Source organism: Alkalicoccus urumqiensis, from assembly GCF_002993335.1.
GTDB lineage: Bacteria > Bacillota > Bacilli > Bacillales > Salisediminibacteriaceae > Alkalicoccus > Alkalicoccus urumqiensis.
This window is the reverse complement of the sequence record NZ_PVNS01000001.1, coordinates 333,228-358,674: the sequence shown is the minus strand read 5'-3', so window position 1 is coordinate 358,674 and position 25,447 is coordinate 333,228. Positions and strand designations below refer to the sequence as shown.

The following is a 25,447-nucleotide window of genomic DNA, read 5'->3' as shown; positions in this document are numbered from 1 at the left end:
TCCTAAAAACTTGTTTCAGTGGGGTGTACCCGCTTAAGTTAAAAATAAACATTAATGAAGGAAAAAGAATAGTCTGAAAGGTGATGGGTATCTATTGGAAATGGGCAGTCCAAAGCACAAAAAACCCGCCCGGGCAGACCGGGCGGGTTACGTTTCATCGGCAGAAGCAAGGAGCTCTTTTACAAGACGTGCAGTCAGGGCGGGGTGCTCATGATGGATCCAGTGTGTCGCGTCATCAACGAAAATCAAACGGCCGTTTTCCGTGCAGGAGAGGCTCTTTTTAGCGGTTTCCTTGTCGAGAAACGGATCCTGAAGCCCCCACAGCATCCGCACAGGCACCTGAATGCGGTGAGAAGGAAAGCGGATGTACCGGAGCGCCCGGTACCAGTGGATCATCGTCCTCCGCGTGTCTTCCTCCTGCCACCCTTCCCGGTATGCCTGCAGCTCCTCTTCTGAAAACGTCCCCGGGTTGGCTGTCTTTACAAGGGACGCTTCAAGCACAGAAGGCGTCAGCAGCTTTTCCGGAAGACGCGGCAGCTGAAAGAAAGCAACGTACTGACTCCGGAGCGTCTGCCTGGAAAGGCGCAGAATTTCTTTCTGCATCGCAGCCGGGTGGGGCATGTTGATGGGAAGAAGCGCCCGCACCGATTCCGGAGAAACGGCCGCCGTATACCAGGCGACAGCACCTCCCCAGTCGTGGCCGATCAGGACCGCATCCCGTCGGCCGAATGCCTGGATCAAACCGAGCACGTCCCGGCGGAGCTCCTCCAGATGATATGATGCGGGATTTTCCGGCCGGCTGCTGCCGTCATAGCCCCGCTGCACCGGCGCTGCTGTAAACCATCCGTCTGCGGCAAGTGCTTCCTGCAGATGCGTCCACGTCCGGGCCGAGTCCGGAAATCCGTGCAGCAGAACAATAAGCGGCCCGGCTTCCGGCCCCGCTGTCCGTGTAAGCAGATTTACATTGTTTACCGTGATGACCCGTGCCTCCATAAAAAAACCTCCCGCTGGCCAGAATAGACATCTATTCCCGGCGGGAGGACGCAGAAAACGTCTCAGCTTTTCTGCAGGCGGATTTCATACAGCCGCTGTTCCAGCTGGATGATGCGGCTTTCCAGCACAGCCGCTTCATCTGCTGCGCGCCGGATCATATAGCTGCTTCGTCGTTTTCCCATCATTTTCCGTTTATGAAAAAGGTCCGCCTGGGCCTTTTCCAGTCTGGAAGAAAGGGTGGTTTCAGTACTCATCGTCGGACACCTGCCGATTCCCGGTTCTCCGCATGCTGAAAATCCAGGGCACGGAGCGCTGTTTTTAAATGGCTGTACGTCGGATAACAGCGGAAAATATGTTTATAATCTACCATCCCGGCCGCTGCTTCCGGCTGCACACCGGAAATTTTTACGTCGAGACCGAGAAGTGAAAGCATCTGCAGAAGACGTGTCAGCATGTTTACATATGTATCTTCCAGATCTTTAATGGCCGATAAATCAACGATAAGCATAGAGAGCTGCTCTTCCGTGCACTGTTTCATCGCATGGTGGATCGTCCGCTCCCCCTGGTCCTCCGTCAAAAATGGATACAATGGCAGAATGCCGATGTCATCGTGCAGCAGAATCACTTTTGAGCTTAAATCATCCACGGCCTTCATGAGCCGCTCCTGCTCCTGGACATGATCGGTGAGGTCGGTTACTTTCGCAATAAAAAACGTCCCATCCTCCGTTTTTCCGACTTCCGTCTCCGCCTGCAGAACATAATTCCGGCCGTTCCATGGAAAAGTGAATTCCGGAGCTTTCTGGCCGGAAGCCTGACGTTTCGTACGCTCGAGCATTTTTTCTCTTTCCGGAATATCCGGGAAAATCTCATAAACAGGGGCGCCGGAAACTTCTTCGCGGTTAAGCGAAAATAATCGTTCAAATGCTTTGTTAATAAACTGCACGCGCAGTTCTTCATCCGTAATCAGGATGCCTTCGTCGATAAAATCGAATGCTGTCTTCAGCATGGACCGTCCCTCCAAAAGGTACCTATAGTCATACATCATTAGATGATTTTTCCCGATTTTTTGCAGAGTTAAACATGTTTTCGACACTTTCTTTTAAAAAACAGGGAAAAAGAGAATATGACAGAAGATGACAGCATTCAGGAGAAGAGCGAAAGCTGGTCGATCCGCTGCATCGCTTCGGCGATCGCTTCTTCAGAAACGACCAGGCCAAGGCGGACCCAGCCTTCTCCGTGGGCACCGAATCCGTGACCCGGAGCAGCCATGACGCCGGCTTTCTCCAGCAGAAGGTCGGTGAACGAAGCAGATGTAAAGCCTTCCGGCACCGGAGCCCAGACGAAAAAGGAACCTTTCGGCGGTGGGATCTCCCATCCGATCCGGGCCGCCTCTGCCAGGAGAACGTCCCGCCGCCGTTCGTACAAAGCGGTCAGTGACCTGGTGCAGTCCTGACTGCCGTTCAGTGCCGCCGCTCCGGCTTCCTGAATGGCTCCGGGAAGGCTTACAAACAAGTGGTCCTGAATGAGGTTCAGCTGTTCAATAACCGAAGCATTTCCGGCGGCAAATGCAATCCGCCACCCGGCCATGTTGTACGCTTTGGAGAGTGTGAAAATTTCAATGCCGGTTTCCTTTGCTCCGGGCGTTTCGAGAAAACTCGGCGGCTTCGTTCCGTCAAATCCGATCGTGCCATAGGCAAAATCGTGGCAGACGCAGATATGATGCCGGCGGGCAAGTGTCACCGTTTCCGCGAAGAAGGACGGGTCGGCACATCCGCCGGTCGGGTTGTTCGGATAGTTCAGGAACATCAGTCTGGCGCGGTCGAGATTGTCTTTGGAAAGACCCCCGTAATCCGGCAGAAACCGGTTTTTCTGCTGAAGCGGCATCATGACAGTCCGGGCACCGGCAAGCGACGTGCCGGACAGGTAGTCGGGATAGCCGGGGTCCGGAAGAAGCACCGTGTCCCCCGGATCCGCGAGACACAGGCTCAGCTCCACCAGGCCGGTTTTGGCTCCGGGAAGCACCGCAATTTCGGTATCCGGGTCGAGTGTCACGCCATATTCTCTTTCGTAGAAATCCGCCGCCGCTTTCCGGAGAAACCGGCGTCCGCGGAACGGAGAATATTTATGATGCTCCGGTTTCGCTGAAGCTTGCTGCACGGCTTCTATGATATGTACAGGCGTCGGCTGATCGGGGTTGCCCTGTCCGAGATTAATAAGGTCCTCTTTCGACGCTGCCCGTTTGACGAGATCGGCAAAAAACTGCTCCGGCAGCTGCTTAAGCCGGCTGGATGAGGGAAAAGAATGCATGCGGGCACCTCCTGGAAAGAAATCGATTTCCCTTTATTGTACGAAAGCAGACTCAGGATGACAAATGGAAGAACGAGCACATTGTTTCGGGTTCCGCAGGAAATTCGGTATAATCGTATAGGTGGGAAAACGGAATGGAGAGCGGTATTTATGGTGGATTCCATACGAAAAGGGCCGCTGGTCGCAGTGCTTCTTGCTGGAGCGTTCGTCGCTATTTTAAACCAGACGCTTTTAGTGACGGCCATTCCGCCGATCATGGCGGATCTAGGTATTGATGCGAACCTGGCCCAGTGGATCAACACAATTTTTATGCTGGTAAACGGGATTATGATCCCGATTACGGCTTTTTTAATTGGAAAGTTTACGACGAGAGGATTATTCATGTCGGCGATGAGCCTGTTTGCAGTGGGAACACTGATCGCAGCCGTGTCGCCGAACTTTGAAGTGCTTATTGCCGGACGGATCGTGCAGGCGAGCGGTGCAGGGATTATGCTTCCCCTTATGCAGACGGTTTTGTTCATGATTTTTCCGGTGGAAAAGCGTGGGCAGGCGATGGGGCTCGTCGGGCTTGTCATCGCGTTTGCACCGGCGATCGGCCCGACCCTTTCCGGATGGGTCGTTGATCAGTATCCGTGGCGGGCGCTGTTTTACATCGTCCTGCCGATTGCGCTTCTCGACCTCGTCATTGCCTATTTCGTCCTGAAAAATGTGACAAAACAGACGTTCCCGACGATCGATATTACGTCGATTATGCTGTCGACAATGGGCTTCGGCGGACTGCTGTTTGCCTTCAGCAGCGCCGGAACCGCCGGCTGGGGAAGCTGGGAAGTGCTTCTTTCCGCTTCAGTCGGCGCCGTGACACTGACGTGGTTCATTCTCCGTCAGCTGAAATTGTCAGAGCCGATTCTCGAGTTCCGGGTGTTCCGGTACGGCATTTTTGCGCTGACGAATGTCATCGGTATCGTCGTCTTCATGTCGATGATCGGAGCGGCGACGATTCTACCGATTTACATGCAGGACATGCACGGCTATACGGCATTTGAGTCCGGTCTGATGCTTCTTCCCGGTGCAGTGCTGATGGGAGTGATGAATCCGGTCACCGGACGGATTTTCGATAAAGTCGGCGTGCGCTGGCTCGCGATTTCCGGGATGGCGCTCTTGACCGTCATGACCTTTTTATTCACCCGGCTCACAGAAGATACGCCGTTTGCCTATCTGGCGATCGTACACGCCTTCCGGATGCTGAGTCTCGCAATGGTGATGATGCCGATTACGACGGCGGGCCTGAACCAGCTGCCGGAGCGGCTCATTCCGCACGGCACGGCGATGAATAACACACTGCGCCAGGTCGGCGGCTCGCTCGGCACCGCGTTTCTCGTCACGGTCATGTCCGTCGGGGCTGCGGCTGCCCCGTCCAGTCTGGAAATGAATCAGGCGATGATTTACGGGGTGAATATCTCCTTCTGGATCGCCACGATCCTTGCCTTTATCGGCTTTATCATTGCACTGTTTATTAAGAGCCCCGCAAAGCAGGCGGAGCAGGATGAAGCACGGTCGTCCGGAGAAAAAGAGCCATCGGAAGCGTAAATCTCCGACATCCCGGGTAAGGGAAGGATAGGGAGGCGATACGATGCGTATTAAAGTCGATTATAAAGCGTCCAAAGGGATAGACGGACAGGTAACAGAGGAAAAAGTACCTGGGGTCATCGTGTTTGAGGTGCCGGATGAGAAGTTCGAAGACCGGTCTTACATCGCGGAAAAACTCCGGGAGGAAACAGAAAAAGAGGATGCGGAAATCGTATCCTACGAACAGAAGTAAAACGTCCGGGCCGCCTGCATGGCGGTCCGGACGTTTCTTTTTCATTCACTTCCAGGGCCGATCTGGAATTCGAGCTCCCGGATATAGGCGTCCTTGTCCGAATTGGAAAAAAGGACAAAGCGGACGAAGGTGACGTGTTCGAGGGAGCGGAGTGCTTCGAGCACAGTCGGCACGGCGGCATGAATGGCTTCTTCCAGCGGATAGCCGAAAGCGCCGGTCGACAGGGCAGGAAAGGCAATGCTCGTGTATCCTTCTTTGTCTGCGAGACGCAGCGCGCCGCTGTAGCAGCTGGCGAGGAGGACATCCGACGGCTCATCACGGCCGTAGACCGGCCCGAGGCAGTGGACGACAGCCTTGTTCGGCAGAGAAAATGCGTCTGTCATTACCGCCTCTCCGGGCTGAACCGGTGCGTAGGACCGGCCAGCTTCCGCAAGCTCCGGTCCCGCTGCGCGGTGGAGCGCCCCAGCGACACCGCCGCCGGTTTCAAGCTGTGCGTTTGCGGCATTGACGACGACATCGATATCCGGCTGAGCCGCAATGTCCCCCTGAATCACTTCCAGTACTGCGGTTCCCTGTTTCCACTGCATAAGCTTCCCTCCTCTGCTTCTGTATAGGTGATACCCATCCGCTGCTTAGTGGAAACTCAGGCGGAAGGTGTTTTTTTCTTTCTCGTCCGGTACAGCAGAATGGCATACAGTGAAAAACCGAAGCTGATGACGTAAAGCACATATAACAGGACGGTGTGGACCATGGAGCCTAATAAAGCCGGTGAAAGATAAACGACAATTAAGAAAAAATGCACGACGCTCAATACGAGCGACAGGTTCCGCTTTCCGCTCCAGATAAGCAGAATCGGTGCGATGATGACCTGAAAAAATAAAAGCAGTGCAAGCAGAATGTTCAACAAGATGCCCCCTTTGTAAAATAACCCGTTTCACGGGGCAGTTCCCCGCGGCAGGCGCTTTTCTATATCATATCATACGGAAGGGCTGTCTTCTTCTGCGACAGAGGCGTAGATGTCGTGATCGACAAAATGATCATACAGCCATTCAGCCTGGCGGATACGGCCTTCGTGTGTCATGCCGAGACGTTCCGGCACGGCACGGCTGCGCTCGTTTTCCACGGCACAGCGGATTTCGATGCGGTTGATGCGGAACTCCCGGCGCATGTAGTCGATGAGCGCCCGGCAGGATTCAGTGATCAGCCCGTTTCCTTCAAATCCGTCCCCGAGCCAGTAGCCGATGGACGTGGAGCGGTTCGCGTGGTTGATATAATGCAGCCCGATAACGCCGGCAAGCGCTCCCTGGTGCCAGATACCCAGCTGAAAGCCGTTATTCTGCTGAAGCTGATTCAATCCGGCCTGTATAAAGGACGCGGAATGCTCCGGGGACTGCACGGCATCCACCCACGGGAGAAAACGGCGCAGGTGCGACCGGGAGCGGTCAGTTAAAGCAAACAGCGCATCAGCATCTTTCGGAAGCAGCAGCGACAGGTCGATGTCCTGCGTAATAGAATGAGAGAACATAAGTCTTCCTCCTAAAGTAACGGATTCACTGGTTGTACAGCTCGTTTCCCAGCTTTTTCTATTGTATACTGGATGCATACTACATATGAAGGAGAAATTTGATGAAGAAGTGGATAACAGTGGCTGCCGGGATCCTCGTTATGGTGTTTGCGGCGGCGTTTTATTTTCTGGATCGTCCGATGGAGCATTCGGTGATTCAGGCGGAAGCGGATGACCTGCAGTATGCGGCCCGGATTCAGGGGGACGCCCTGGAGGTTTACATGGAAGAGGAATGGCAGGCGCAGGAAGTTAAGGGTGTAAATATGGGTATGGCGAAACCGGGAACGTTTCCGGGGGATGCGGGCATATCCCGGGAGGAGTACCGGCGCTGGTTTGAGCAGATTGCGGAGATGAATGCGAATACGATTCGTGTGTATACGATTCATCCGCCGGCGTTTTATGAGGAGCTGCTCCGGTTCAATGAGAGCCATGAGGAAACGCTGTATATTATGCACGGTGTCTGGATCGACGAGGAGCCGCTCGAGGAAACGCTCGATGCGTTCACTTCGGAGATTGTGGAGACGTTTCAGGCGGAAATGCAGGATGCGGTGGATGTGATCCACGGAAATGCGGAGCTTCCTGAACGGCCGGGGCATGCGTCGGGAAGCTACGAGGCGGACATTTCTCCGTATGTGACGAGCTGGGTGATCGGCATTGAGTGGTACCCGTTTATGGTGGAGCATATGCTGGAGGAATACCCGGAGCTCGGGGACTATGACGGCACCTACACACATACGGAAAACGCCGACCCGATTGAATACTGGCTGGCGGAGCAGCTGGACGTTTTGTTTGCTTATGAGGCAGATACGTATGCATCGATGCGTCCGTTCAGCTTTACGAACTGGGTGACGACAGACGTGCTGGACCAGCCTGCGGAACCTTCGGAGCAGGAGGATATGGCTTCGGTGAATGCCGATGCTATTCATGTGCGCGGTGCAGCGGAAGAAACGGGACAGTTTGCGTCGTATCACGTGTATCCATATTACCCGGATTTTTTGAATCTGGAGGAGGACTACGTGAATTACGAAGGATATGACGGGGAGCCGAGCAACTACGCAGGGTACTTAAATGATCTCAAGGAAGCGCATGACATGCCGGTTTTGATCGCCGAGTTCGGTGTGCCGGCTTCGCGTGGAAACACGCACTCCAATCCGTACGGGTGGGATCAGGGAAACCATTCGGAAGTGGATCAGGGGGAGATCAACGCGCATCTGTTCCGGGAAATCAGGGATCAGGAGTTTCTCGGCGGTCTCATTTTCACGTGGCAGGATGAGTGGTTCAAGCGGACGTGGAACACGATGGACTATGACAATCCGGACCGCCGCCCGTTCTGGTCCAACGCCCAGACGAATGAGCAGCAGTTCGGTCTTTTAAGCTTTGATACCCACGCCGTGCGGATCGATGGAAGCGGAGAGTGGGAGGACGAAACGATCCTCTCGGAAGTAGACGGAGAGCAGCTGGCGGCCTTTCACGATGAGCGTTATCTGTACTTTCGCTATGAAGCGGAAGGCGAGCTTCCGGAGGAGGTCGTTTTATACGTCGAAGTCCGTCCGGATACAGACGATGATTTCCGCATCACGCTCCGCCCGGGAGAAGGGGTGATGGAAGTGATCGGCGATTATGATACGTTCTACTACCATTACAATGAGGAGCTTGAGGAAACGGAGGATCCGGATGCTTTTCATCCAATCCGGCTTGCGCTGAACCGGGAACAGATCCGCCCGGATACCGGAGAAGTGCTTCCGTTTGAATACGAAGAGACAGGGACTCTCCAGGAAGGCATCGGCGATCCGGACGACGAAGCATACGACGCCCTGACCGACTTCGCCTGGTCGGAGGAGAACGGCCTCGTGGAACTGCGTATTCCGTGGATGATGCTGAATGCGAAAGATCCGAGCCAGCGGGAATTTATGGGAGAGCTGGAGCCGGCGATGGACCAATCCATTTTCATTGAGGATATCGGCCTGCGCGTGGAGCAGGGAAGCAGTCTCTCCGGAAGGTACGCCTGGGAAACGTGGGGGGAGCCGCCGTCCGAAGAGCGGCTGAAGCAGTCGTACGGTATTATCCAGGAATTGTTTTCGGAGTAACGAACTGGTGAAACATCTGCCGCGCTGAACCGTAACCCAGTCAGCAAAGAGAGGAGAACCCTTTATGAAAACATGGATGACAGCTCTACTGACGTTACTGATCGCACTCAGCGTTCTGCCGGGACCGGCGCAGGCATTTGAACTGACGATCCCTGAAGCGGAAATCGACGCCTACCTTCAGGAGGACGGCACGGTGCTGGTGGAAGAGCAGTTCACGTACGCGTTTGAAGGGGATTTTAACGGCGTCGTCCGCACGCTGAATCATCCGGAGGACACATCGATCCGCGGGCTCGAAGCACGTGAAGACGGAGAAGTGGTACCGATTGAAACGGTGGAAGAGATCGAACACCGGATCCAGCGGCCCGGCGAAGATGAGACGTTTACGGTCGCATTGACGTATGCGATTCACGACGCGATGGAAAAGGGACCGGAAGCAGCTGAATTTTACTGGGCGTTTTTTGACAGCTCCAACGAAACGGCCTATGAGTCGATGACGATCCGGGTGCATGCACCGGACATGTCGGAGGATACCGCGGCTCTCGGGTACGGCGCGATGGCGGACGAATCCGGGATGGAAGAGAATGCGGCGGCCGTGTTCGGCCCGGCCCGGGTCCCGGACGGGGAAATTGGTGACGTCCGTGCAGCGTTTGATGCGGCGCTGTTCCCGGAGATGGATGAAACCACGGAAGAAAACGCCTTTACGGCGATTGCAGCAGAAGAGGAGCGCCGGGAAGAAGCCGCGGCAGCATTTGCCGACCGGCAGGAGCTGCTCGCCGGTGCAGCGCCGTTTCTGATCGGCGGAGCGCTCCTTCTGCTGCTGGTGCCGCTTTTTATCGACTGGCAGCGGTACCGTCCGTACAAAAAAGACGCCGTCTCCAGAACGTATGAGAAAGGGGTACCGGAGCAGCAGGTGAGTCTGCCGGCGCATATCTGGTATCTCCGCCCGCAGGCCGGATCCGAGCAGCTGACGGCAGCCCTTCTGGATCTCGTCCGTCAGGGATATGCCGAGCAGCTCGGACCGGATGAATACAAACTTGTCCGGACAGAAGGAATGAACGAAGCCGAGCGGATTCTTTCCTCGCTGCTGTTTGTGGAGCTCGGCCGGGACGAAACGTTTACGATGAGCCGGATGGAAGAAAAGCTGAAGGATGCAGAGACGTACAACACCTTTACTTCCGAAAAACAGAAGTGGGCGTCAGCCGTTCATAACGAAGTAAAGCAGGCCGGACTGCACGTGCCGAAAAAAGGACTGCGCCTGTTCCTCGTGCTGCTCGGCTCTATTCTGACTGCCGCAGCTGTATCCTACGGAGTGCATTACTTGTTTATCGAAATGAGTGTGCTGATCCCGCTTGCCATCGGCTCCTTTGCTGCGGCGCTTCTCTATCACCCGCGCACAGAGCGGGGCTACCGCGTGAAAGAAGAGTGGAAAGACTACAAAGAAGAAGTGGAAGCCTACACCCCGTCAGACTGGCGGGCTCTGGATGCCGATGCGCAGCAGACGGCGTTTACGTTCGGCCTCGGGCTGCACCTCGCCTCTGTCACGAAACTGAGTCAAACGATGCCGAAAATGGATACTTCCGCACCGATGGGGCAGCAGCTTCAGCCGGAAGGGATCCCGCTGTTTATCTTCGCCGGTCTGCTGACGAGTTCCCACTTTCATCACCGTGAAGCCTCGGCTGCAGAAACTCACGGCGCGTCCTCCGGCGGCGGGGCATCGATCGGCGGCGGAACCGGTGTCGGCGGAGGTGGAGGCGGGTCCGGTGGATTTTAAGGCGGTCCAGGGACAGGTGAAACCCCTTCTCTGTTGAAAGGAACCTTGGAGGTGCGTATGAGTAATGTAGAACAATGGCGGCTGGAACTGAGCCTACGCGGGAAAAACGGGATCGCATTTCTCTCGGCGGGCGCTGTGATCTGGACAGTCATCACCGTGCTTCATTTTTTACCGCTTTCGCTGTTTCAGCAGAATACCGGGGTTCTTTTTACGACAGGTATCATGTTTCCGCTGTCTCTCGTTTTTTCTGCGTTGTACCAGGCCGACTGGAAGCTGGAGGGGCATCCGCTTGCCGCACTTGGACTGTATTTGAACCTGGCGCAGCTGATGTACTTTCCGCTCCTATTCTGGGCGTTCTCCGAAGCGCCGGAGCAGGTGGTGCTGTTTCTAGCCGTCATTACCTCCGCCCATTTCTATCCCTACGGCTGGTTTTACAACTCCCGCGCCTATTATGTAATGGCCCCGGCTGGTGCTGTTGGAGTGATGCTGGTGTACGCAGCTTCGGGAGGGGCCGACTGGACGATACCCGCTGTGATGGTTGTGCTGCTGATGGTGCTGCTTCTTTGGAATCGGCAGCTCTATCAACGCCGGAGAAAAAGCGTTTCACGTGAAACAACTGGATGAAAAAGGAAAAGAAGCCGGCAGAGTGTAGATACTGCTTCTTCATAAAAAACCAGCAAGCGGGAAGGGGGGCCCGCTTGCTGGTTTTCTTTATGCTTTTCCAGCCGCGTGCTTCATCTGCTGGCGGAAATGATAAATATCGGTGTGAGAATCAATCGTGACGAGTTCGATGTCGAATGCATCGGCAAGGTCGGCGATCTGCTGCTTGTCTGCTGCAAATGTCAGCACCGTATGGTGGGCGCCGCCTGCATAAATCCACGCTTCCGCAGCCGTCTTAAAGTCGGGCTTCGGTTCCCACAGTACTTTTGCTACCGGCAGATTCGGCGTATTTTCGGACACTTCGACCGCCGTAACCTCGTTCAAGATAAAGCGGAAGCGTCCGCCCATATCCACGAGACTGACGTTTACTGCCTCGCCGCTGATCCCGTCGAAAATGAGGCGTGCCGGATCCGTTTTGCCGCCGATGCCGAGAGGGTGGACAGCGACCTCCGGCTTTCCGGAAGCGACCGTCGGGCAGATCTCCAGCATGTGGGAGCCGAGAACCTGAGCGCCGTCCGGAGTGAAGTGATACGTATAATCCTCCATAAACGTGGTGCGGTCATTGCCTGTCATCGTCTTCATCATGCGGAGAAGAGCGGCTGTTTTCCAGTCGCCTTCACCGGCGAAACCGAAGCCTTTTTCCATAAGGCGCTGTGCGGCAAGGCCGGGGAGCTGCTCCATGCCGTGAAGGTCTTCAAATGTCGTTGTGAACGCATGGTAGCCGTTCTCTGTCAGAAAAGCTTCGATGCCGAGTTCAATGCGCGCCTGGCCGAGGACGGATTGACGGAAGTCTTCCTCCTGCCATTTTTCCTCCGGAATATGGTAGCTCTGCTTGTATTCCTCGGCGCGGGCAGCAACCTCATCTTCTGAAAAACGGGCTGCCACTTCGTTGATGTCGCCGATACCGTAGCCGTCGACGGTCCAGCCGAACTCTTTCTGCGCCTGGACTTTATCGCCCTCTGTCACAGCAACGCCGCGCATGTTGTCGCCGATTCTGGCGACTTTCAGCCGGCGGCTTTCCTGAACCGCAGCCATCGTACGCATCCAGCCGGCGATTTCCTGCTGGATCGTTTCATGCTTCCAGTGTCCCGCGATGACGCGGCGGTTCTTCCCGAGCCGTGTCACGAGAAAACCGAACTCGCGGTCCCCGTGGGCGGACTGATTTAAGTTCATGAAATCCATATCGATTTCGTTCCACGGAATCTGTTCATGGTGCTGCGTGTGCAGGTGAAGCATCGGTTTCTGCAGCTCCATCAGTCCCTGCACCCAGCGCTTGGCCGGGGAAAAGGTGTGCATCCATAGAATGACACCGGCACAGTCTGCTGCCGCATTGGCTTCCCGCAGGACACGTGTAATTTCTTCTTCGGTGGTTACCACGGATTTTGTTTCTACGGGGAAGGGGAGCGCTTCGTTCAACGTTCCCGTAATATCCCGGGTCTGCTCCATTACCTGATCGAGCGTTTCCGGGCCGTATAAATGCTGGCTTCCGGTAATAAACCAGAAGGATGTTTTGTTATCTGTCATCATTTCCACTCCCTGCTGCCTGCGTCATTTCTTCTGCGGTGCGTCCGCGCAGAAGTCGTTTCATTACGTCGTTGCCTCCACGGCCGAAATAATCGTGAAGCTCTTTGTATTCCTGGAAAAGCGTGTCGTACTTACGTACATTCTCCGGATCCGGCTGGTAGGCTTTCTCCTGCACGCGTCCCATGACAGCGGAAGCGTCCGTAATGGAATCAAAGCCTCCGCGGGCGCTCCCGGCAGCGACAGCGCCGAACATAGCGGCGCCGACAGCCGGCGTCTGGACCGAATCCGCTACATAAATCGTCCGGTTCGTGACGTCCGCATAAATCTGCATCAGAAGCGGATTTTTCTGAGGGAGGCCGCCGCAGGCGTAAAGCTCATGGACCGGCACGCCGTTTTCATGGAAACTGTCGACGATCTGGCGCGTACCAAACGCCGTAGCTTCAAGCAGCGCGCGGTACATCTCTTCCGGTTTCGTCTGCAGTGTCATTCCGAGAAACATGCCGGACAGCTGGGTGTCGACAAGGACGGAGCGGTTGCCGTTCCACCAGTCCAGCGCGATAACGCCGCTTTCGCCGGGCGAAAGGGTGTCTGCCTTCTCCATTAAAAGCTGATGAACATTAGTTCCTTTAGATTCCGCTTCTTTGTAAATGTAGTGGGGGACGGCTTCGTTGACGTACCAGGCGAAAATATCCCCGACAGCGGACTGGCCGGCTTCGTAGCCGTAGTAGCCCGGGATAATACCGTCTTCGACCACGCCGCACATGCCTTCGACTGTCACTTCTTCGGTGCCGAGAAGCATATGGCAGATGGACGTACCCATCGCCATGACCATTTTTCCTTCGTCGACGACGCCGGCTGCGGGAACGGAGGCGTGGGCGTCGACATTTCCAACAGCCACAGGAAGTCCTTCCGGCAGGCCGGTTTTGTCGGCCATCGACGATGTGAGTCCGCCTGCTTTCGTGCCGAGTGGAGCAATTTCTCCTTTCAGCTTGTCGGAAACGAGGTTTTCCAGGCGCGGGTGCAGTTCTTTGAAGAAGGATTCGTCCGGAAAGCCGGTTTCTTTATGCCAGGCGGCTTTGTAGCCGGCAGTACAGCTGTTCCGTTTGAAAGTGCCGCTGAGCTGGCTGATCACCCAGTCAGTCGCTTCCACGAACCGGTCGGACGCATCGTAGACTTCCGGAGCTTCTTCGGCAATCTGATACGCTTTCGCAAGCATCCATTCCGAGGACAGCTTTCCGCCGTAGCGGGCAAGAAAGGCTTCACCCTGCTTTTCTGCAAGCGCGTTGATTTCATTGGCATGCTTCTGTGCTGCGTGGTGCTTCCAGAGCTTGATCCAGCTGTGCGGGTTTTCTTTCCATTCATCGTAAAAGCAGAGCGGCGTGTCGGTTTCATCGACGGGAAGCATCGTACAGGCGGTAAAGTCGATGCCGAGTCCGGCAACGTCTTCCGGGTTTACACCCGACGTTTTCATGACTTCCGGGACCGACCGGTGGATGACGTCGAGGTAGTCCTGCGGATGCTGCAGTGCCCATTCGTGGCCGAGCGGTGTACCGTCTGGAAGCGTCTGATCCATGACGCTGTGCGGGTAGGGGGTGACGTGGTCGGCAATTTCCGATCCGTCCGCAAGAGAGACGAGGACGGCGCGGCCGGATTCGGTTCCATAATCAATTCCAATCGCATATTTGGTCATTGTGAGTCCTCCTTGGCAGTCTGTCCGTAATAGGCGTTCTTTCCGTGCTTACGGAGGTAGTGTTTATCCAGCAGGTGAGAGCTGATGGAAGGCGGGGAAGGGCGGAGCATGTGTGTCTGGGCTGCCATTTTCGCTGTTTCTTCCAGTACGACAGCGTGATACAGTGCTTTTTCCGGTGAACTTCCCCACGTAAATGGGGCGTGGCTGTGCACGAGCACGCCGGGTACGGCGGCAGGGGAGAGCTTCCGCTGATGGAACGTTTCCCCGATGACTCTGCCGGTTTCCCATTCATACTCCTGTTCGATTTCTGTCTGCGTCATCTCTCTCGTGCACGGCACGTCTCCGTAGAAATAGTCGGCATGGGTTGTCCCGAGTGCCGGCAGGTCCATCCCGGCCTGAGACCAGCTGGTCGCCCAGGAGGAATGAGTGTGTACGACACCGCCGATGTCCGGAAACGTCTGATATAAGTACAGATGGGTCGGCGTGTCGGAAGAGGGCTTCAGCTTCCCCTCCACCACGTCGCCGCTTCCGTTGACAACCACCATATCGTCGGCCGTCAGATCCGGATAATCTACGCCGCTCGGCTTGATCACCATAAGCTCCTGCTCCCGGTCATAGCCGCTTACATTGCCCCAGGTGAATGTAACAAGTCCGTATTCCGGAAGGGCCTGGTTTGCTTTTAAGACTTCTAGTTTCAGTGACTCGAGCATGTGCGGGCCTCCTTCTTAAGAGTTTCCTTTATTTTTATTCACGACATCAAATGCTACTGCTCCAAGTAATACAAGGCCTTTGATAGCTTGCTGCCAATCGGTGCCGATTCCCATCAAAGACATTCCATTGTTTAATACGCCCATTACTAAAGCTCCTATAACGGCTCCGAAAATCGTACCTACACCACCGGTGAAAGAAGCACCGCCGATAACAGCAGCGGCGATAGCATCGAGCTCAAACAGTTGACCTGCCTGTGGGGTGGCGGCATTTAGCCGAGCGGAGAATACGATACCTGCAATTGCTGAAAGAATACCCATGTTCACGAATGCAAGGAATTTCATCTTCTTGGTTTTTACACCCGACAGCTGAGCAGCTTTCATGTTTCCTCCTACCGCATAAATATGGCGGCCAAGAATCGTTTTGTTCATTACAAAGGTATATCCGATGATCAATGCAATTAAGATCAATAGGATGACTGGAACACCCTGATATTGAGCTAATACAAACATAAAGGAGTTAATCACCAAAATAATCACGGCAATTTTTAATGCAAAAAATCCAAAGGAAGGAACTTTAAAGCTGTAAAAACTAGCAACTTTTCTCTGGCGAATTTCATAAGTTACATAAAGCAGTGATGCAGCAATTCCGATGATTATAGTAAGTAATCTGAGTTCTCCTCCAGCAAAAACATCCGGTAAAAATGCGGAACTGATACCACGGTAACTATCTGGAAATGGAGCAAGTGTCTGACCACCGAGTACTACAAGAGTTAACCCTCGGAATAAAAGCATTCCTGCTAAGGTAACGACAAACGAAGGAATACCAACGAAGGCTACCCAAAAACCCTGCCATACACCAATAAGTACACCAACCAGAAGGCAGGCAATGACACCAATAAATACAGGAACGTCGGCTGAAGCCATTAAGATACCTGCAATTGCACCTATAAAAGCACATACAGAACCTACAGATAAATCAATTTCTCCAGTTATAATAATAATCATCATGCCGATCGCCAATATAATAATGTAACCATTCTGCATAATGATGTTCGTAACATTCAGCGGGGTTAATAATGTACCGCCAGTTAAAATTTGAAATAAGATAATAATTCCAACCAGCGCAATGATCATACCGAATTTTTGCATATTGGAAGTTATCAGCGATTTTATGTTTTCCATTAGACAGAAGCCTCCCTGCTGTGCGTCATCATTGTCATAAGTTTTTCCTGGTCTGTTTCGTCTGCATTTGCTTCTCCGGTAATTTCACCGTCGTTAATTGTATAAATTCGATCACTTATTCCGAGGAGTTCGGGCAGTTCAGAAGAAATGACAATGATACTTTTTCCACTTTCAGCAAGTTCATTAATAATTTTATAAATTTCATACTTAGCTCCGACGTCTATACCACGAGTAGGTTCATCTAAAATTAATACGTCAGGGTCCGTGTTAATCCATTTACCAAGCACTACTTTTTGCTGATTTCCTCCGCTGAGGTTACCTGTAGTCTGTTCAATGGTGGGCGTCTTTATATTCATACGTTTCTGAAGAGACTCTGCCAGAGTGACTTCTTCGTTTAAATTTAAAATATTACGGTGGGACAAGCCTTTTAAATTGGCGATACTTAAGTTCTTTCTGACAGAGTCCATTAAGATCAGTCCGTATTCTTTACGGTCTTCGGATACATAAGCCAATCGGTTTTCTATCGCTTTGTTTACTGTACCTACATCAATTTTCTGCCCATCCTTCCATGCCTCGCCTTGAATGTTTTTACCGAAAGATTTTCCAAATATACTCATTGCAAGTTCTGTACGTCCGGCGCCCATTAAACCGGCAAAGCCGACAACTTCTCCGCTGCGCACATTGAAATTGATATCTTTTAGCATTTTTTTATCTGGTTGAAGCGGATGATCAACCTGCCAATCTCGGATTTCAAATTTAATATCTCCAATAGAAGCATGGCGTTCCGGATATAAGTTGGATAAGTCTCTGCCTACCATATGTTTAATAATTTTATCTTGTGTCACTTCCTCTTCTTCTGGGTGCAAATCAGCGACGGTTTGACCATCACGTAAAATAGTGAAGTCTGTGGAAATACTAAGTAACTCTTTTAATTTGTGGGAAATTAAAATGGAAGTCATACCCTGAGTTTGAAACTCCCGAAGCAGTTCTAATAGATTAGCGCTGTCTTCTTCATTCAAAGAGGCGGTTGGCTCATCTAATATGAGAAGATCAACGTTCTTAGAAAGCGCTTTGGCAATTTCCACAAGCTGTTGCTTACCGACTCCGATATTTTTAACTTTTTCAAGAGGGTCTACATCCAGGCGGACTTTTTTCAACAGGTCTATGGTATGCCTGATTGTTTCATTCCAATTTAATATTCCTCTGGAAGCTTGCTCGTTTCCCAAAAATATATTTTCTGCAATGGAGAGCTCGGGAATTAATGCCAGCTCTTGATGAATAATAACTATTCCCTGGCTTTCGCTTTCATTAATGGATTTAAAATGACATTCTTTTCCTTTGAATAAAATGTCTCCTTCATAGGTGCCATAAGGATGAACTCCACTCAATACTTTCATAAGCGTTGATTTTCCAGCACCGTTTTCTCCTATTAAAGCGTGAATAGCACCAGTTTTTACCTTTATGTTGACGTCGTCTAATGCTTTAACACCTGGGAAGGTTTTTGTAATATGTCTCATTTCCAATAAGTATTGATCCATTAATGTCACCCCCAATTTTAAATGAAGCGCTCCCCTTTATTTGTTAGAGGGAAGCGCTTCTTCGATCATCTACTGAAGATCTTCTTCAGAATAGTAACCACTGTCGATCAGCACTTCTTCATAATTTTCTTTATCTACTACTTCAGGTTCAAGCAGGTAAGAAGGAACAACTTTTACGCCATTATCGTATGTTTCAGTATCATTAACTTCCGGCTCTTCTCCTTCTAGAAGTGCTTCACCCATATTTACTGCTTGTTCAGCTAAAGCGCGGGTATCTTTAAAAATAGTCATTGTCTGATTGTCGTTGATAATCGAACGAACAGAGGCTTCTTCAGCATCTTGTCCTGTAATAACAGGCATAGGTAAATCATCAGAACCATAGCCAATATTCTCAAGAGAAGAAATAACACCTCGACTGATTCCGTCAAACGGCGAATAAATAACATCAACAGTTTCACCATCAGAATATTCCGAGCTTAAAATGTTATCCATGCGCTCTTGGGCCAAAGCACCATCCCATCTTAAAGTAGAGGCTTGTTCAAAGTCAGTTTGCTCACTTTGGACAACAAGCTGTCCTTCTTCGATATATGGTTCTAATACGGACATGGCACCATCCCAGAAGAAATATGCATTATTATCATCTGGAGATCCGGCGAAAAGCTCAATGTTGTACGGACCTTCTCCGTCTCCAAGGCTTAAAGCCTCTTCAATATATTCACCCTGCTGTACACCTACTTGAAAATTATCAAAAGTGGCATAGTAACTTACATGATCACTGTTCATAATGAGACGGTCATATGAAACAACAGGAATATCCGAAGCTTCTGCCATTTCGAGGGCAGAAGTTAGAGCTTCACCATCGATAGAGGCGATGACTAAGAGGTCAACTTCCTGAGTGATCATATTTTCTATTTGAGATACTTGTGTTTCCACATCATCTTCACCATACTGCATTTCCACATCATATCCGCGGTCTTCGAAAAGCTGCTGCATGTTCTCTCCATCACGCACCCAGCGCTCGGAAGATTGAGTCGGCATCGCTAAACCGACAGTCTGGTCATTTCCATCACCATTTCCTGAAGAATTATCAGCTCCTTCTGCATTTTCCGCGTTTCCTCCTCCACAGGCAGCCAGTAAACCAAGTCCGGCAATCGATAAAACACCTAACGCTTTTTTCATAAAAATTAACCCCCTTTAAAATAATGAGTAACCGCTTACACAAAACTGATAAAAATAAATCTTTTCGCCAGTTAGTTATTGCAAAGCAATTTCTAACTTGTACGTATAAGATGTAGTTATTATTATTTAACATTTGAACGTATAATGCAACCCTAAAAGTGAAAAAAATTAGAATTTTCTCTAATGTGTATACAAATAAACTACAAATGCCTGGTTTTTCTAAGGTTCTTTTTGATATTTGCTAATTGAATTTAATTAAACAACTGGACAACTGGTTCGTATGAGTTTCAGGTTATATAGATTCTTAGTTCCGCAGTGTTTCCTGGTATACAAAATTGAGGGGGGCCTGCTGGTATTTTTGTGTGGAATGGATTTTTTGGAGGGAGATTTCAGGAAAAAAAGAAGCCCCTGGAAAGGGGGCTTCTTTAGTAGTGATGATTCGAATGTTTGTTGAGCGATTGATTTACTATTTATTCCTGCATGCGTGGACGTACAGCTTCTTCCGCCTGATCCAAGGCTTCCTGAGGTGTCTGTGTCTCCTCGCGGATGACATTGAACATTACGTTCGTGTCAATTTCATCGAGCACATCTGGTGTGTGTGGTGTAATGTTTACGCCTTCTACTTCGTCACGGATATCGAGAAGAAGATCGAAGATATCGTCATTGAAGTACTCATAAAATTCACTGTCTGCCTGAATTTCTTCTGTTTCCCATACATCCCAGCGCGGCGGGTCAAAGCCGAGCTGCGTCCAGAGGTTGATGTTTCCTTCCTCTGAAAGCTTGGCAAAGTAGAGGAATTCTTTCGCCAGGTCTACATTTTCGGATTGGCTTGTAACGGCTGTACCGGTACCACCCATGCCTACTGTGCGGCCATCCGATTCGTTAAACACCGGCATAGGACGAATTTCCATTTTGCCTGCAAGGTCCGGCATTTCTGCCAGGAAGTTGGACATGAAGAATAATGGCATAACTGTTGAAGCAGCGCCACCGCCGTTCATAAAGCCGTAGTATTCTTCGGAGTGATTCTGCTCACCCGGCGTAATCTCGGCAATCTCATGTTCATTAACCATATCGGAAACAAATTGAAGTGTTTCAACATTTGTTTCGTTGGCGAGTGTTAACTCACCATCGTCATCAAAGAAATCAGATCCCTGCTGAGCGACAAACGGCCATAGACCGTACCAGTTGGTCGAAATCGTCGTCATTGGAACGCCGGTCTCTTCCACAACTGTCTGGCCCGCCTCTACATAATCATCCCATGTTTCGATGGAGTCGATATCGATGCCTGCTTCATCGGTGATCTCTGTATTATAGTAAACAACCGTAGCACCGAGGTGCGTAGGAGCGCCGTAATAGTCTCCGTCTTTCGAGTAAATATCGAAGCGTTCTGTAATGAAGTTGTCAATTTCATCTTCCACAAGATCATTCAGTGGTTCGAGCTGAATATCACCTTCTAAAAAGTTCGGAAAGCGGGCGATTTCAAGATCGACAAGATCAGGTGCGTCCGATCCGGACTGTAGAGCCAGGAGAACGTTGTTGTGCATTTGGTCAAAAGGATATACTTCGGCAGTTAATTGAATAGGATCATCCGGGTTCTCTTCATTCCAGCGCTCCGCTGCATCTTCAAAGAATTCAGCATGTGTTTCCGCGAATGTCCAGAAATCGAGTTCAGTTGCCCCTTCAATGTCATCACCCACAACGACACTTTCTGTAGCGCCTTCTCCGCCAGCCTCTCCGCCGCTGTTTCCTTCAGCTTCTGCGTTTCCGCCGCCTTCTTCATTGCCGCCACCGCCACCGCATGCTGCGAGTGCGACACTTGATGCGAGCAGTGTGCTTAAAAAATAACTTTTCTTCATAAAAAAATCCCCTCCCCATTTTTGTTAGCGGTTTCAAATTTCGAAACAACTTAGTGGAATGGAGCTGCCTCCAATCTAAAAAGTAGGCTGCAAATTCCTGTCCTGCTTGTGTCTCAATAAAATTCTAAATAAGTTTATTGAGTGAATAAAGAACATAATCACATATTATTTTATTCATACGTATAAGTCAATAAAAAAATAAGCGAAATAATCTGAAAAAAATAAATTGACCCTTAGTATTAAAAAATAGATAGGTTTAATTATTAATAAAAAGCTTTCATATCAGTGTTTAATAAGGGTGGTTCGCAAAAATTGCGAAGAGGTGACAATATATAAATTCAAAGGGAAATACCGATAATACAGAGAATTACCTTGCGTGTAATTCGTAATTAAACTATAATTCGAATTAATTCATACGTACGAATAACGATAAATGTAAGCGATTTAATTTTATTTTGTACATACAAGTTTGGGGGTTAAATCGTGGAAATGACCTAGAAATGCAATATGAATAAACAAAGTAAAATGAAATCAACTACTATCTATTAGGGGGTTGAAGCTTTGGAGAAAACGTGGGAAGAAACGCGATCTGTTCAGAAGAGGTCTTTTTTATCGAAGCTGATGTATTCGAAAAAGCTCGCACCGTATGTATTTGTTTCGCCGTTTATTTTGTCTTTTTTAGTACTTACCCTTTATCCATTTATCAGCGCGATTAACATGAGTTTCCAGCGGGTGCTGCCGGGGCAGACAGAGTATATTGGTCTTGCCAACTATGACCGCGTGTTCAATCCGGTCTTTTTCACCGCTCTGCAGAACACCACGGTTTACGTGATCTGGACGGTCGTCATCCTGACACTCGTTCCGATGGTTTTTGCCGTTTTCCTGAATCACCGGCTGATCCGGTTTACGAATTTCTTCCGCGCATCGATCTTTATTCCGGCGCTGACGTCCGTCATTGTAGCCGGTACGATCTTCCGGATGATCTTTGGGGAATCCGATGCGGCTTTTGCCAACCAGGTTCTGCAGGTGTTCGGTATGGAACCGATCGAATGGCGTTACAGCGCTGGAACAGCGATGTTTCTTATGGTTGCACTCGCCTGCTGGCGCTGGATGGGTGTCAACGTCCTGTACTATCTTGCAGCACTTCAGAACGTAAGCCACGACTTATATGAAGCAGCGGATATTGATGGGGCGAATGCCTGGCAGAAATTCCGCCATGTGACGTTTCCGGCGATTAAGCCGATTTTCATTTTCCTGTCCACGATTACGACGATCAACGGATTCCGGATGTTTGAGGAAAGCTTCGTGTTCTTCGAAACGACATCGCCTGGTAATATCGGTCTGACAATCGTCGGCTACATTTATACAGAAGGGATCCAGCGGAACGACATGGGCTTCGGTGCCGCGATTGGTATCGTACTGCTTCTGATTATTCTTGTCGTCAGTGTTATCCAGCTTTACTTAACAGGCGCATTTAAGAAGGGGGAAGAATAGTGGGCGAACCAGCTAGAAACACCAAAGAAAAACTTATCAGTGTCGGATTGATTGTCTTATTCAGTCTCGTCTCCCTGACGGCGTTGTTTCCGGTTATTTCTCTTGTCGTTGCCTCATTCAGTCCTTCCACCGACTTAATGAGATTCGGCCTGACCGCGGAGCTGTTTTTCTCCGGCTTCGTTATGGAAAACTTCCAGGCACTCTTTAGTGCAGAATCAGGAGCGTACTGGAGATGGTATATGAACAGTTTGATCATCTCGGGAATATTGATTGTACTGTCCTTGTTTTTCTCCTCCATGGTCGGCTATGCGCTGGCATTATATGAATTTAAAGGGAAGCGCTTCATCTTTCTTCTCGTGCTTCTCATTCTGATGATTCCATTTGAAATTCTGATGCTGCCGCTTTATACGCTGATGATTAACCTGCGGCTGGTGGATTCCTATTTCGGGGTGATGCTGCCGCTGATCGTTGCTCCGATCGCCGTTTTCTTTTTCCGGCAGTACTGCCTTGGTCTTCCGAAAGAACTTATGGAATCCGGGCGCGTAGACGGATGTACGGAGTTTGGTATCTTCACGCGGATCATGGCGCCGCTCATGCTGCCGTCGTTTGCGGCGATGGCGATTCTGCAGGGGCTGCAGAGCTGGAACAACTTCCTGTGGCCGCTTCTCGTGCTCCGGTCCAACGATATGTTTACGCTGCCTGTCGGTCTGGCGACGCTTTTAACGCCGTACGGAAATAACTACGAGATTCTGTTTTCCGGTTCGGTGATGGCGATTATCCCGATTATCGTGCTGTTCCTGTTTTTCCAGCGGTTCTTTATTGCTGGTCTGACTTCCGGCGGGGTAAAGGGATAAACGAGCGGTATATAGAATGGAGGAAATACGATGATTGTTTCACGACTGGAAGAAGTGTTCCGTTTTGTCAGCCGGTTCGCGGCGCTGAATATTTTATGGATCGCCTTTTCTGTGGCAGGCCTCGGGGTGCTTGGTGTGTTCCCGGCGACCTTTGCTCTGTTTGCTTCGGTGCAGCACTGGATGAGAGTGGAGGAGCCAAAGCCTGTGCACCGCGTCTTTACTGCTTCGTTCAAGGAGTATTTTTTCAAGGCGAATGCCTACGGCTACCTGTTTGCCGGGGCAGGGGTGCTTCTGTATTTCAACTATTTCATTATGCAGAATAACGGACTGTCGATTCCGCTGCCGGTGACGCTTGCTTTTCTGTCGCTCGTCCTCGTGTACTTCCTGATGCTGATCGTGTTTATTCCAGTGTCGGTCTACTATAACCGCGGCCTGATGGCATCGATGAAACTGACCATTCAATTCATTTTCGGAAAACTCCACGTCGCTGTCCTGCTCGGCGTGATTATCTGGGGCGGCGCGTATCTGTCGCTTGCCTTTCCGGCACTTCTCGTGTTCTTTTCCGGAAGTGTGCTCGCCTATATGCTGATGTGGTTTTTCAATCAGACGATAGAAAAAATCGAAATGAATCACCTGCAGACAAAAAATTGACGAGGGGTAGATAAAGATGCACAAAGCAACGATGATGATCGATAAAGATATAGTCATTTCCCCGATTGATGAACGGCTCTACGGCTCGTTTATCGAACATATGGGACGCGCCGTGTACGGCGGTATTTTTGAAGAAGGACATCCAGAGGCGGATGAGCAGGGATTCCGCAGCGATGTGCTGAACCTGGTCAGACAGCTGAACGTGCCGATTATCCGGTACCCGGGCGGCAACATGGTGTCCGCCTACAACTGGGAGGACGGCGTCGGGCCGAAGGAAAACCGGCACCGGAAGCTGGATCTCGCCTGGCGGACGATCGAAACGAATCAGTTCGGCACGAATGAATTCATCGACTGGACGAGAAAAGCCGGTTCCGACGTCATGATGGCGGTAAACCTCGGTACGAGAGGAATCGAAGAAGCGCGCAACTTTATTGAATACTGCAACCACCCGGGCGGCTCCTACTGGAGTGACCTCCGCCGGCAGCACGGGTATGAAAAGCCGCACGACATTAAAACGTGGTGCCTCGGCAATGAAATGGACGGTCCGTGGCAGGTAGGGCAGAAAACGCCTGAGGAATATGGAAGACTCGCAAAGGAAACGGCGAAAGCGTTAAAGCTGGTTGATCCAACCATTGAACTCGTCTCCTGCGGCAGCTCAGGGTCCGGTATGCCGACGTTCCCGGAATGGGAAGCGGTCACGCTGGATCATACATATGAGGAAGTGGACTACGTGTCGCTTCATCAATATTTCGGCAACCAGGACAACGATTCGCAGAACTACCTGGCCGGCACGATGGAGCTGGAGCATTTTATCCACACGGTAACGTCTGTCTGTGACTACCTGAAAGCGAAGAAGCGGAGCAAGAAAACGATGATGCTCAGCTTCGATGAGTGGAACGTCTGGTACCATTCCGCCGATCAGGATAAAGAGATGGAGCCGTGGCAGACGGCGCCGCCGATTCTGGAGGATGTGTACAATTTTGAAGATGCGCTTCTCGTCGGTGGTATTCTAATTACGTTCCTCCGCCACGCCGACCGGATTAAAATGGCCTGCATGGCACAGCTCGTCAATGTCATTGCGCCGATCATGACGGAAACCGGTGGCGCAGCATGGAAGCAGACGATTTTCTACCCTTACATGCAGGCGTCCGTCTACGGAAGAGGCGTATCCCTGCAGGCCGTCATCTCCTCCCCGAAGTTTGATACGAAGGACTTCACCGATGTCGCAGCCGTCGACAGCGCGGTCGTCTACAATGAAGATGCAGGAGAAGTCGTCATTTTCGCCTTGAACCGGGATTTGAAGAATGATGTTGTGGCGGAAGCCTATCTGCATCATTTTGCCAATCCGCGGGTAATAGAACATTCGGTGCTGGAAAACGACGATCTCAAAGCGGTGAACACCGCCTTCCAGGAAAGCGTAAAGCCGCATGCCAACGGGGAAAACAGCTGGGAACAGGACCACCTGCAGCTGAAGCTGAAAGCGGCCTCCTGGAACATGATCCGTGTAAAGGTGGATGGAGAGAAGTAAAATTGACCATCTGATCGTAAAAAGCATTAAAGGAGCGTAT

General features: G+C 51.0%; 23 protein-coding genes. 9 read left to right on the top strand and 14 right to left on the bottom strand.

The features are described from left to right. Window positions 1-147: 147 nt before the first annotated feature. The 4 genes from C6I21_RS01565 to C6I21_RS01550 form a co-directional block, all read right to left on the bottom strand. Window positions 148-993 carry an alpha/beta fold hydrolase gene (locus C6I21_RS01565; protein WP_105957658.1) on the bottom strand — a complete coding sequence of 282 codons (846 nt, stop codon included), beginning with the start codon at window positions 991-993 and terminating at the stop codon, window positions 148-150. A 62-nt stretch (window positions 994-1,055) separates the two neighbouring features. Beyond that, window positions 1,056-1,247 carry a hypothetical protein gene (locus C6I21_RS01560; RefSeq protein WP_105957657.1) on the bottom strand — a complete coding sequence of 64 codons (192 nt, stop codon included), beginning with the start codon at window positions 1,245-1,247 and terminating at the stop codon, window positions 1,056-1,058. Further along, window positions 1,244-1,999, bottom strand: a complete 756-nt coding sequence (locus C6I21_RS01555) for a PAS domain S-box protein (RefSeq protein ID WP_181186031.1) — start codon at window positions 1,997-1,999, stop codon at window positions 1,244-1,246. Before C6I21_RS01555 ends, C6I21_RS01560 begins: the two co-directional genes overlap by 4 nt. 137 nt (window positions 2,000-2,136) lie before the next feature. Beyond that, window positions 2,137-3,300: a pyridoxal phosphate-dependent aminotransferase gene (locus tag C6I21_RS01550; RefSeq protein WP_105957655.1), complete on the bottom strand. Its 1,164-nt coding sequence runs from the start codon at window positions 3,298-3,300 to the stop codon at window positions 2,137-2,139. Between the two features lie 150 nt (window positions 3,301-3,450). Here C6I21_RS01550 and C6I21_RS01545 point away from each other — a divergent pair, with 150 nt between their 5' ends. Further along, entirely contained in the window at window positions 3,451-4,887 is a 1,437-nt protein-coding gene (locus C6I21_RS01545) for an MDR family MFS transporter (protein WP_105957703.1), read from the top strand. A gap of 43 nt (window positions 4,888-4,930) precedes the next feature. Continuing rightward, the gene (locus C6I21_RS01540; protein ID WP_105957654.1) at window positions 4,931-5,119 is read left to right on the top strand and encodes a hypothetical protein; all 189 of its coding nucleotides are present in this window, start codon (window positions 4,931-4,933) and stop codon (window positions 5,117-5,119) included. Window positions 5,120-5,160: 41 nt separating this feature from the next. Here the strand turns inward: C6I21_RS01540 and C6I21_RS01535 are convergent, their stop codons facing one another. From C6I21_RS01535 to C6I21_RS01525, 3 genes are all read right to left on the bottom strand, one after another. After that, complete coding sequence (locus C6I21_RS01535) at window positions 5,161-5,706, bottom strand: macro domain-containing protein (RefSeq protein ID WP_105957653.1); 546 nt, start codon at window positions 5,704-5,706, stop codon at window positions 5,161-5,163. Window positions 5,707-5,762: 56 nt separating this feature from the next. Further along, window positions 5,763-6,023 (bottom strand): hypothetical protein, encoded by a 261-nt coding sequence (locus C6I21_RS01530; protein WP_105957652.1) that lies wholly within the window; start codon window positions 6,021-6,023, stop codon window positions 5,763-5,765. Between the two features lie 72 nt (window positions 6,024-6,095). After that, window positions 6,096-6,644: a GNAT family N-acetyltransferase gene (locus C6I21_RS01525; RefSeq protein ID WP_105957651.1), complete on the bottom strand. Its 549-nt coding sequence runs from the start codon at window positions 6,642-6,644 to the stop codon at window positions 6,096-6,098. Window positions 6,645-6,745: 101 nt separating this feature from the next. Between C6I21_RS01525 and C6I21_RS01520 the strand changes: the two genes are divergently transcribed. From C6I21_RS01520 to C6I21_RS01510, 3 genes are all read left to right on the top strand, one after another. Beyond that, window positions 6,746-8,770, top strand: coding sequence for a hypothetical protein (locus C6I21_RS01520; RefSeq protein ID WP_245411503.1), 2,025 nt, complete (start codon window positions 6,746-6,748; stop codon window positions 8,768-8,770). Between the two features lie 64 nt (window positions 8,771-8,834). Next, on the top strand, window positions 8,835-10,541 hold the full coding sequence (locus tag C6I21_RS01515; protein ID WP_105957650.1) for a DUF2207 domain-containing protein: 1,707 nt from the start codon (window positions 8,835-8,837) through the stop codon (window positions 10,539-10,541). 57 nt (window positions 10,542-10,598) lie between these two features. After that, window positions 10,599-11,165, top strand: a complete 567-nt coding sequence (locus tag C6I21_RS01510) for a DUF7010 family protein (RefSeq protein WP_105957649.1) — start codon at window positions 10,599-10,601, stop codon at window positions 11,163-11,165. An 87-nt stretch (window positions 11,166-11,252) separates the two neighbouring features. On the opposite strand, the gene araA is transcribed toward C6I21_RS01510, so the two are convergent. The 7 genes from araA to C6I21_RS01475 all read right to left on the bottom strand — a co-directional run bounded on the left by araA (window position 11,253) and on the right by C6I21_RS01475 (window position 20,880). Then, entirely contained in the window at window positions 11,253-12,728 is a 1,476-nt protein-coding gene (araA, locus tag C6I21_RS01505) for an L-arabinose isomerase (protein ID WP_425352465.1), read from the bottom strand. Beyond that, a complete protein-coding gene (locus tag C6I21_RS01500; protein WP_105957648.1) occupies window positions 12,715-14,415 on the bottom strand; it encodes a ribulokinase in 1,701 nt (566 codons plus the stop codon). Before C6I21_RS01500 ends, araA begins: the two co-directional genes overlap by 14 nt. Further along, entirely contained in the window at window positions 14,412-15,125 is a 714-nt protein-coding gene (locus C6I21_RS01495) for an L-ribulose-5-phosphate 4-epimerase (protein WP_105957647.1), read from the bottom strand. Before C6I21_RS01495 ends, C6I21_RS01500 begins: the two co-directional genes overlap by 4 nt. 15 nt (window positions 15,126-15,140) lie before the next feature. Further along, window positions 15,141-16,307: a multiple monosaccharide ABC transporter permease gene (gene mmsB / locus C6I21_RS01490; protein WP_105957646.1), complete on the bottom strand. Its 1,167-nt coding sequence runs from the start codon at window positions 16,305-16,307 to the stop codon at window positions 15,141-15,143. Next, on the bottom strand, window positions 16,307-17,845 hold the full coding sequence (gene mmsA / locus C6I21_RS01485) for a multiple monosaccharide ABC transporter ATP-binding protein (RefSeq protein ID WP_105957645.1): 1,539 nt from the start codon (window positions 17,843-17,845) through the stop codon (window positions 16,307-16,309). The genes mmsB and mmsA overlap by 1 nt, the downstream gene beginning before the upstream one ends. 69 nt (window positions 17,846-17,914) lie before the next feature. Then, window positions 17,915-19,024, bottom strand: coding sequence for a multiple monosaccharide ABC transporter substrate-binding protein (gene chvE, locus C6I21_RS01480; protein ID WP_105957644.1), 1,110 nt, complete (start codon window positions 19,022-19,024; stop codon window positions 17,915-17,917). Window positions 19,025-19,494: 470 nt separating this feature from the next. Further along, window positions 19,495-20,880, bottom strand: coding sequence for an ABC transporter substrate-binding protein (locus C6I21_RS01475; protein WP_105957643.1), 1,386 nt, complete (start codon window positions 20,878-20,880; stop codon window positions 19,495-19,497). A 621-nt stretch (window positions 20,881-21,501) separates the two neighbouring features. Between C6I21_RS01475 and C6I21_RS01470 the strand changes: the two genes are divergently transcribed. The 4 genes from C6I21_RS01470 to arfA are packed head-to-tail and all read left to right on the top strand — an operon-like array spanning window position 21,502 to window position 25,407. Next, the gene (locus C6I21_RS01470) at window positions 21,502-22,374 is read left to right on the top strand and encodes a carbohydrate ABC transporter permease (RefSeq protein WP_105957700.1); all 873 of its coding nucleotides are present in this window, start codon (window positions 21,502-21,504) and stop codon (window positions 22,372-22,374) included. Continuing rightward, the gene (locus tag C6I21_RS01465; protein ID WP_105957642.1) at window positions 22,374-23,228 is read left to right on the top strand and encodes a carbohydrate ABC transporter permease; all 855 of its coding nucleotides are present in this window, start codon (window positions 22,374-22,376) and stop codon (window positions 23,226-23,228) included. Before C6I21_RS01470 ends, C6I21_RS01465 begins: the two co-directional genes overlap by 1 nt. Before the next feature lie 30 nt (window positions 23,229-23,258). Next, window positions 23,259-23,879, top strand: a complete 621-nt coding sequence (locus C6I21_RS01460) for a YesL family protein (RefSeq protein WP_105957641.1) — start codon at window positions 23,259-23,261, stop codon at window positions 23,877-23,879. Between the two features lie 16 nt (window positions 23,880-23,895). Continuing rightward, window positions 23,896-25,407: an arabinosylfuranosidase ArfA gene (gene arfA, locus C6I21_RS01455; protein ID WP_105957640.1), complete on the top strand. Its 1,512-nt coding sequence runs from the start codon at window positions 23,896-23,898 to the stop codon at window positions 25,405-25,407. Window positions 25,408-25,447 lie beyond the last annotated feature (40 nt).

Excerpts from the sequence above, each read along its gene's own strand:
- C6I21_RS01565 (WP_105957658.1), bottom strand. The coding sequence starts at position 993 with ATGGAGGCACGGGTCATCACGGTAAACAATGTAAATCTGCTTACACGG.
- C6I21_RS01560 (WP_105957657.1), bottom strand. The coding sequence starts at position 1,247 with ATGAGTACTGAAACCACCCTTTCTTCCAGACTGGAAAAGGCCCAGGCG.
- C6I21_RS01555 (WP_181186031.1), bottom strand. The coding sequence starts at position 1,999 with ATGCTGAAGACAGCATTCGATTTTATCGACGAAGGCATCCTGATTACG.
- C6I21_RS01550 (WP_105957655.1), bottom strand. The coding sequence starts at position 3,300 with ATGCATTCTTTTCCCTCATCCAGCCGGCTTAAGCAGCTGCCGGAGCAG.
- C6I21_RS01545 (WP_105957703.1), top strand. The coding sequence starts at position 3,451 with ATGGTGGATTCCATACGAAAAGGGCCGCTGGTCGCAGTGCTTCTTGCT.
- C6I21_RS01540 (WP_105957654.1), top strand. The coding sequence starts at position 4,931 with ATGCGTATTAAAGTCGATTATAAAGCGTCCAAAGGGATAGACGGACAG.
- C6I21_RS01535 (WP_105957653.1), bottom strand. The coding sequence starts at position 5,706 with ATGCAGTGGAAACAGGGAACCGCAGTACTGGAAGTGATTCAGGGGGAC.
- C6I21_RS01525 (WP_105957651.1), bottom strand. The coding sequence starts at position 6,644 with ATGTTCTCTCATTCTATTACGCAGGACATCGACCTGTCGCTGCTGCTT.
- C6I21_RS01520 (WP_245411503.1), top strand. The coding sequence starts at position 6,746 with ATGAAGAAGTGGATAACAGTGGCTGCCGGGATCCTCGTTATGGTGTTT.
- C6I21_RS01515 (WP_105957650.1), top strand. The coding sequence starts at position 8,835 with ATGAAAACATGGATGACAGCTCTACTGACGTTACTGATCGCACTCAGC.
- C6I21_RS01510 (WP_105957649.1), top strand. The coding sequence starts at position 10,599 with ATGAGTAATGTAGAACAATGGCGGCTGGAACTGAGCCTACGCGGGAAA.
- araA (WP_425352465.1), bottom strand. The coding sequence starts at position 12,728 with ATGATGACAGATAACAAAACATCCTTCTGGTTTATTACCGGAAGCCAG.
- C6I21_RS01500 (WP_105957648.1), bottom strand. The coding sequence starts at position 14,415 with ATGACCAAATATGCGATTGGAATTGATTATGGAACCGAATCCGGCCGC.
- C6I21_RS01495 (WP_105957647.1), bottom strand. The coding sequence starts at position 15,125 with ATGCTCGAGTCACTGAAACTAGAAGTCTTAAAAGCAAACCAGGCCCTT.
- mmsB (WP_105957646.1), bottom strand. The coding sequence starts at position 16,307 with ATGGAAAACATAAAATCGCTGATAACTTCCAATATGCAAAAATTCGGT.
- mmsA (WP_105957645.1), bottom strand. The coding sequence starts at position 17,845 with ATGGATCAATACTTATTGGAAATGAGACATATTACAAAAACCTTCCCA.
- chvE (WP_105957644.1), bottom strand. The coding sequence starts at position 19,024 with ATGAAAAAAGCGTTAGGTGTTTTATCGATTGCCGGACTTGGTTTACTG.
- C6I21_RS01475 (WP_105957643.1), bottom strand. The coding sequence starts at position 20,880 with ATGAAGAAAAGTTATTTTTTAAGCACACTGCTCGCATCAAGTGTCGCA.
- C6I21_RS01470 (WP_105957700.1), top strand. The coding sequence starts at position 21,502 with ATGTATTCGAAAAAGCTCGCACCGTATGTATTTGTTTCGCCGTTTATT.
- C6I21_RS01460 (WP_105957641.1), top strand. The coding sequence starts at position 23,259 with ATGATTGTTTCACGACTGGAAGAAGTGTTCCGTTTTGTCAGCCGGTTC.
- arfA (WP_105957640.1), top strand. The coding sequence starts at position 23,896 with ATGCACAAAGCAACGATGATGATCGATAAAGATATAGTCATTTCCCCG.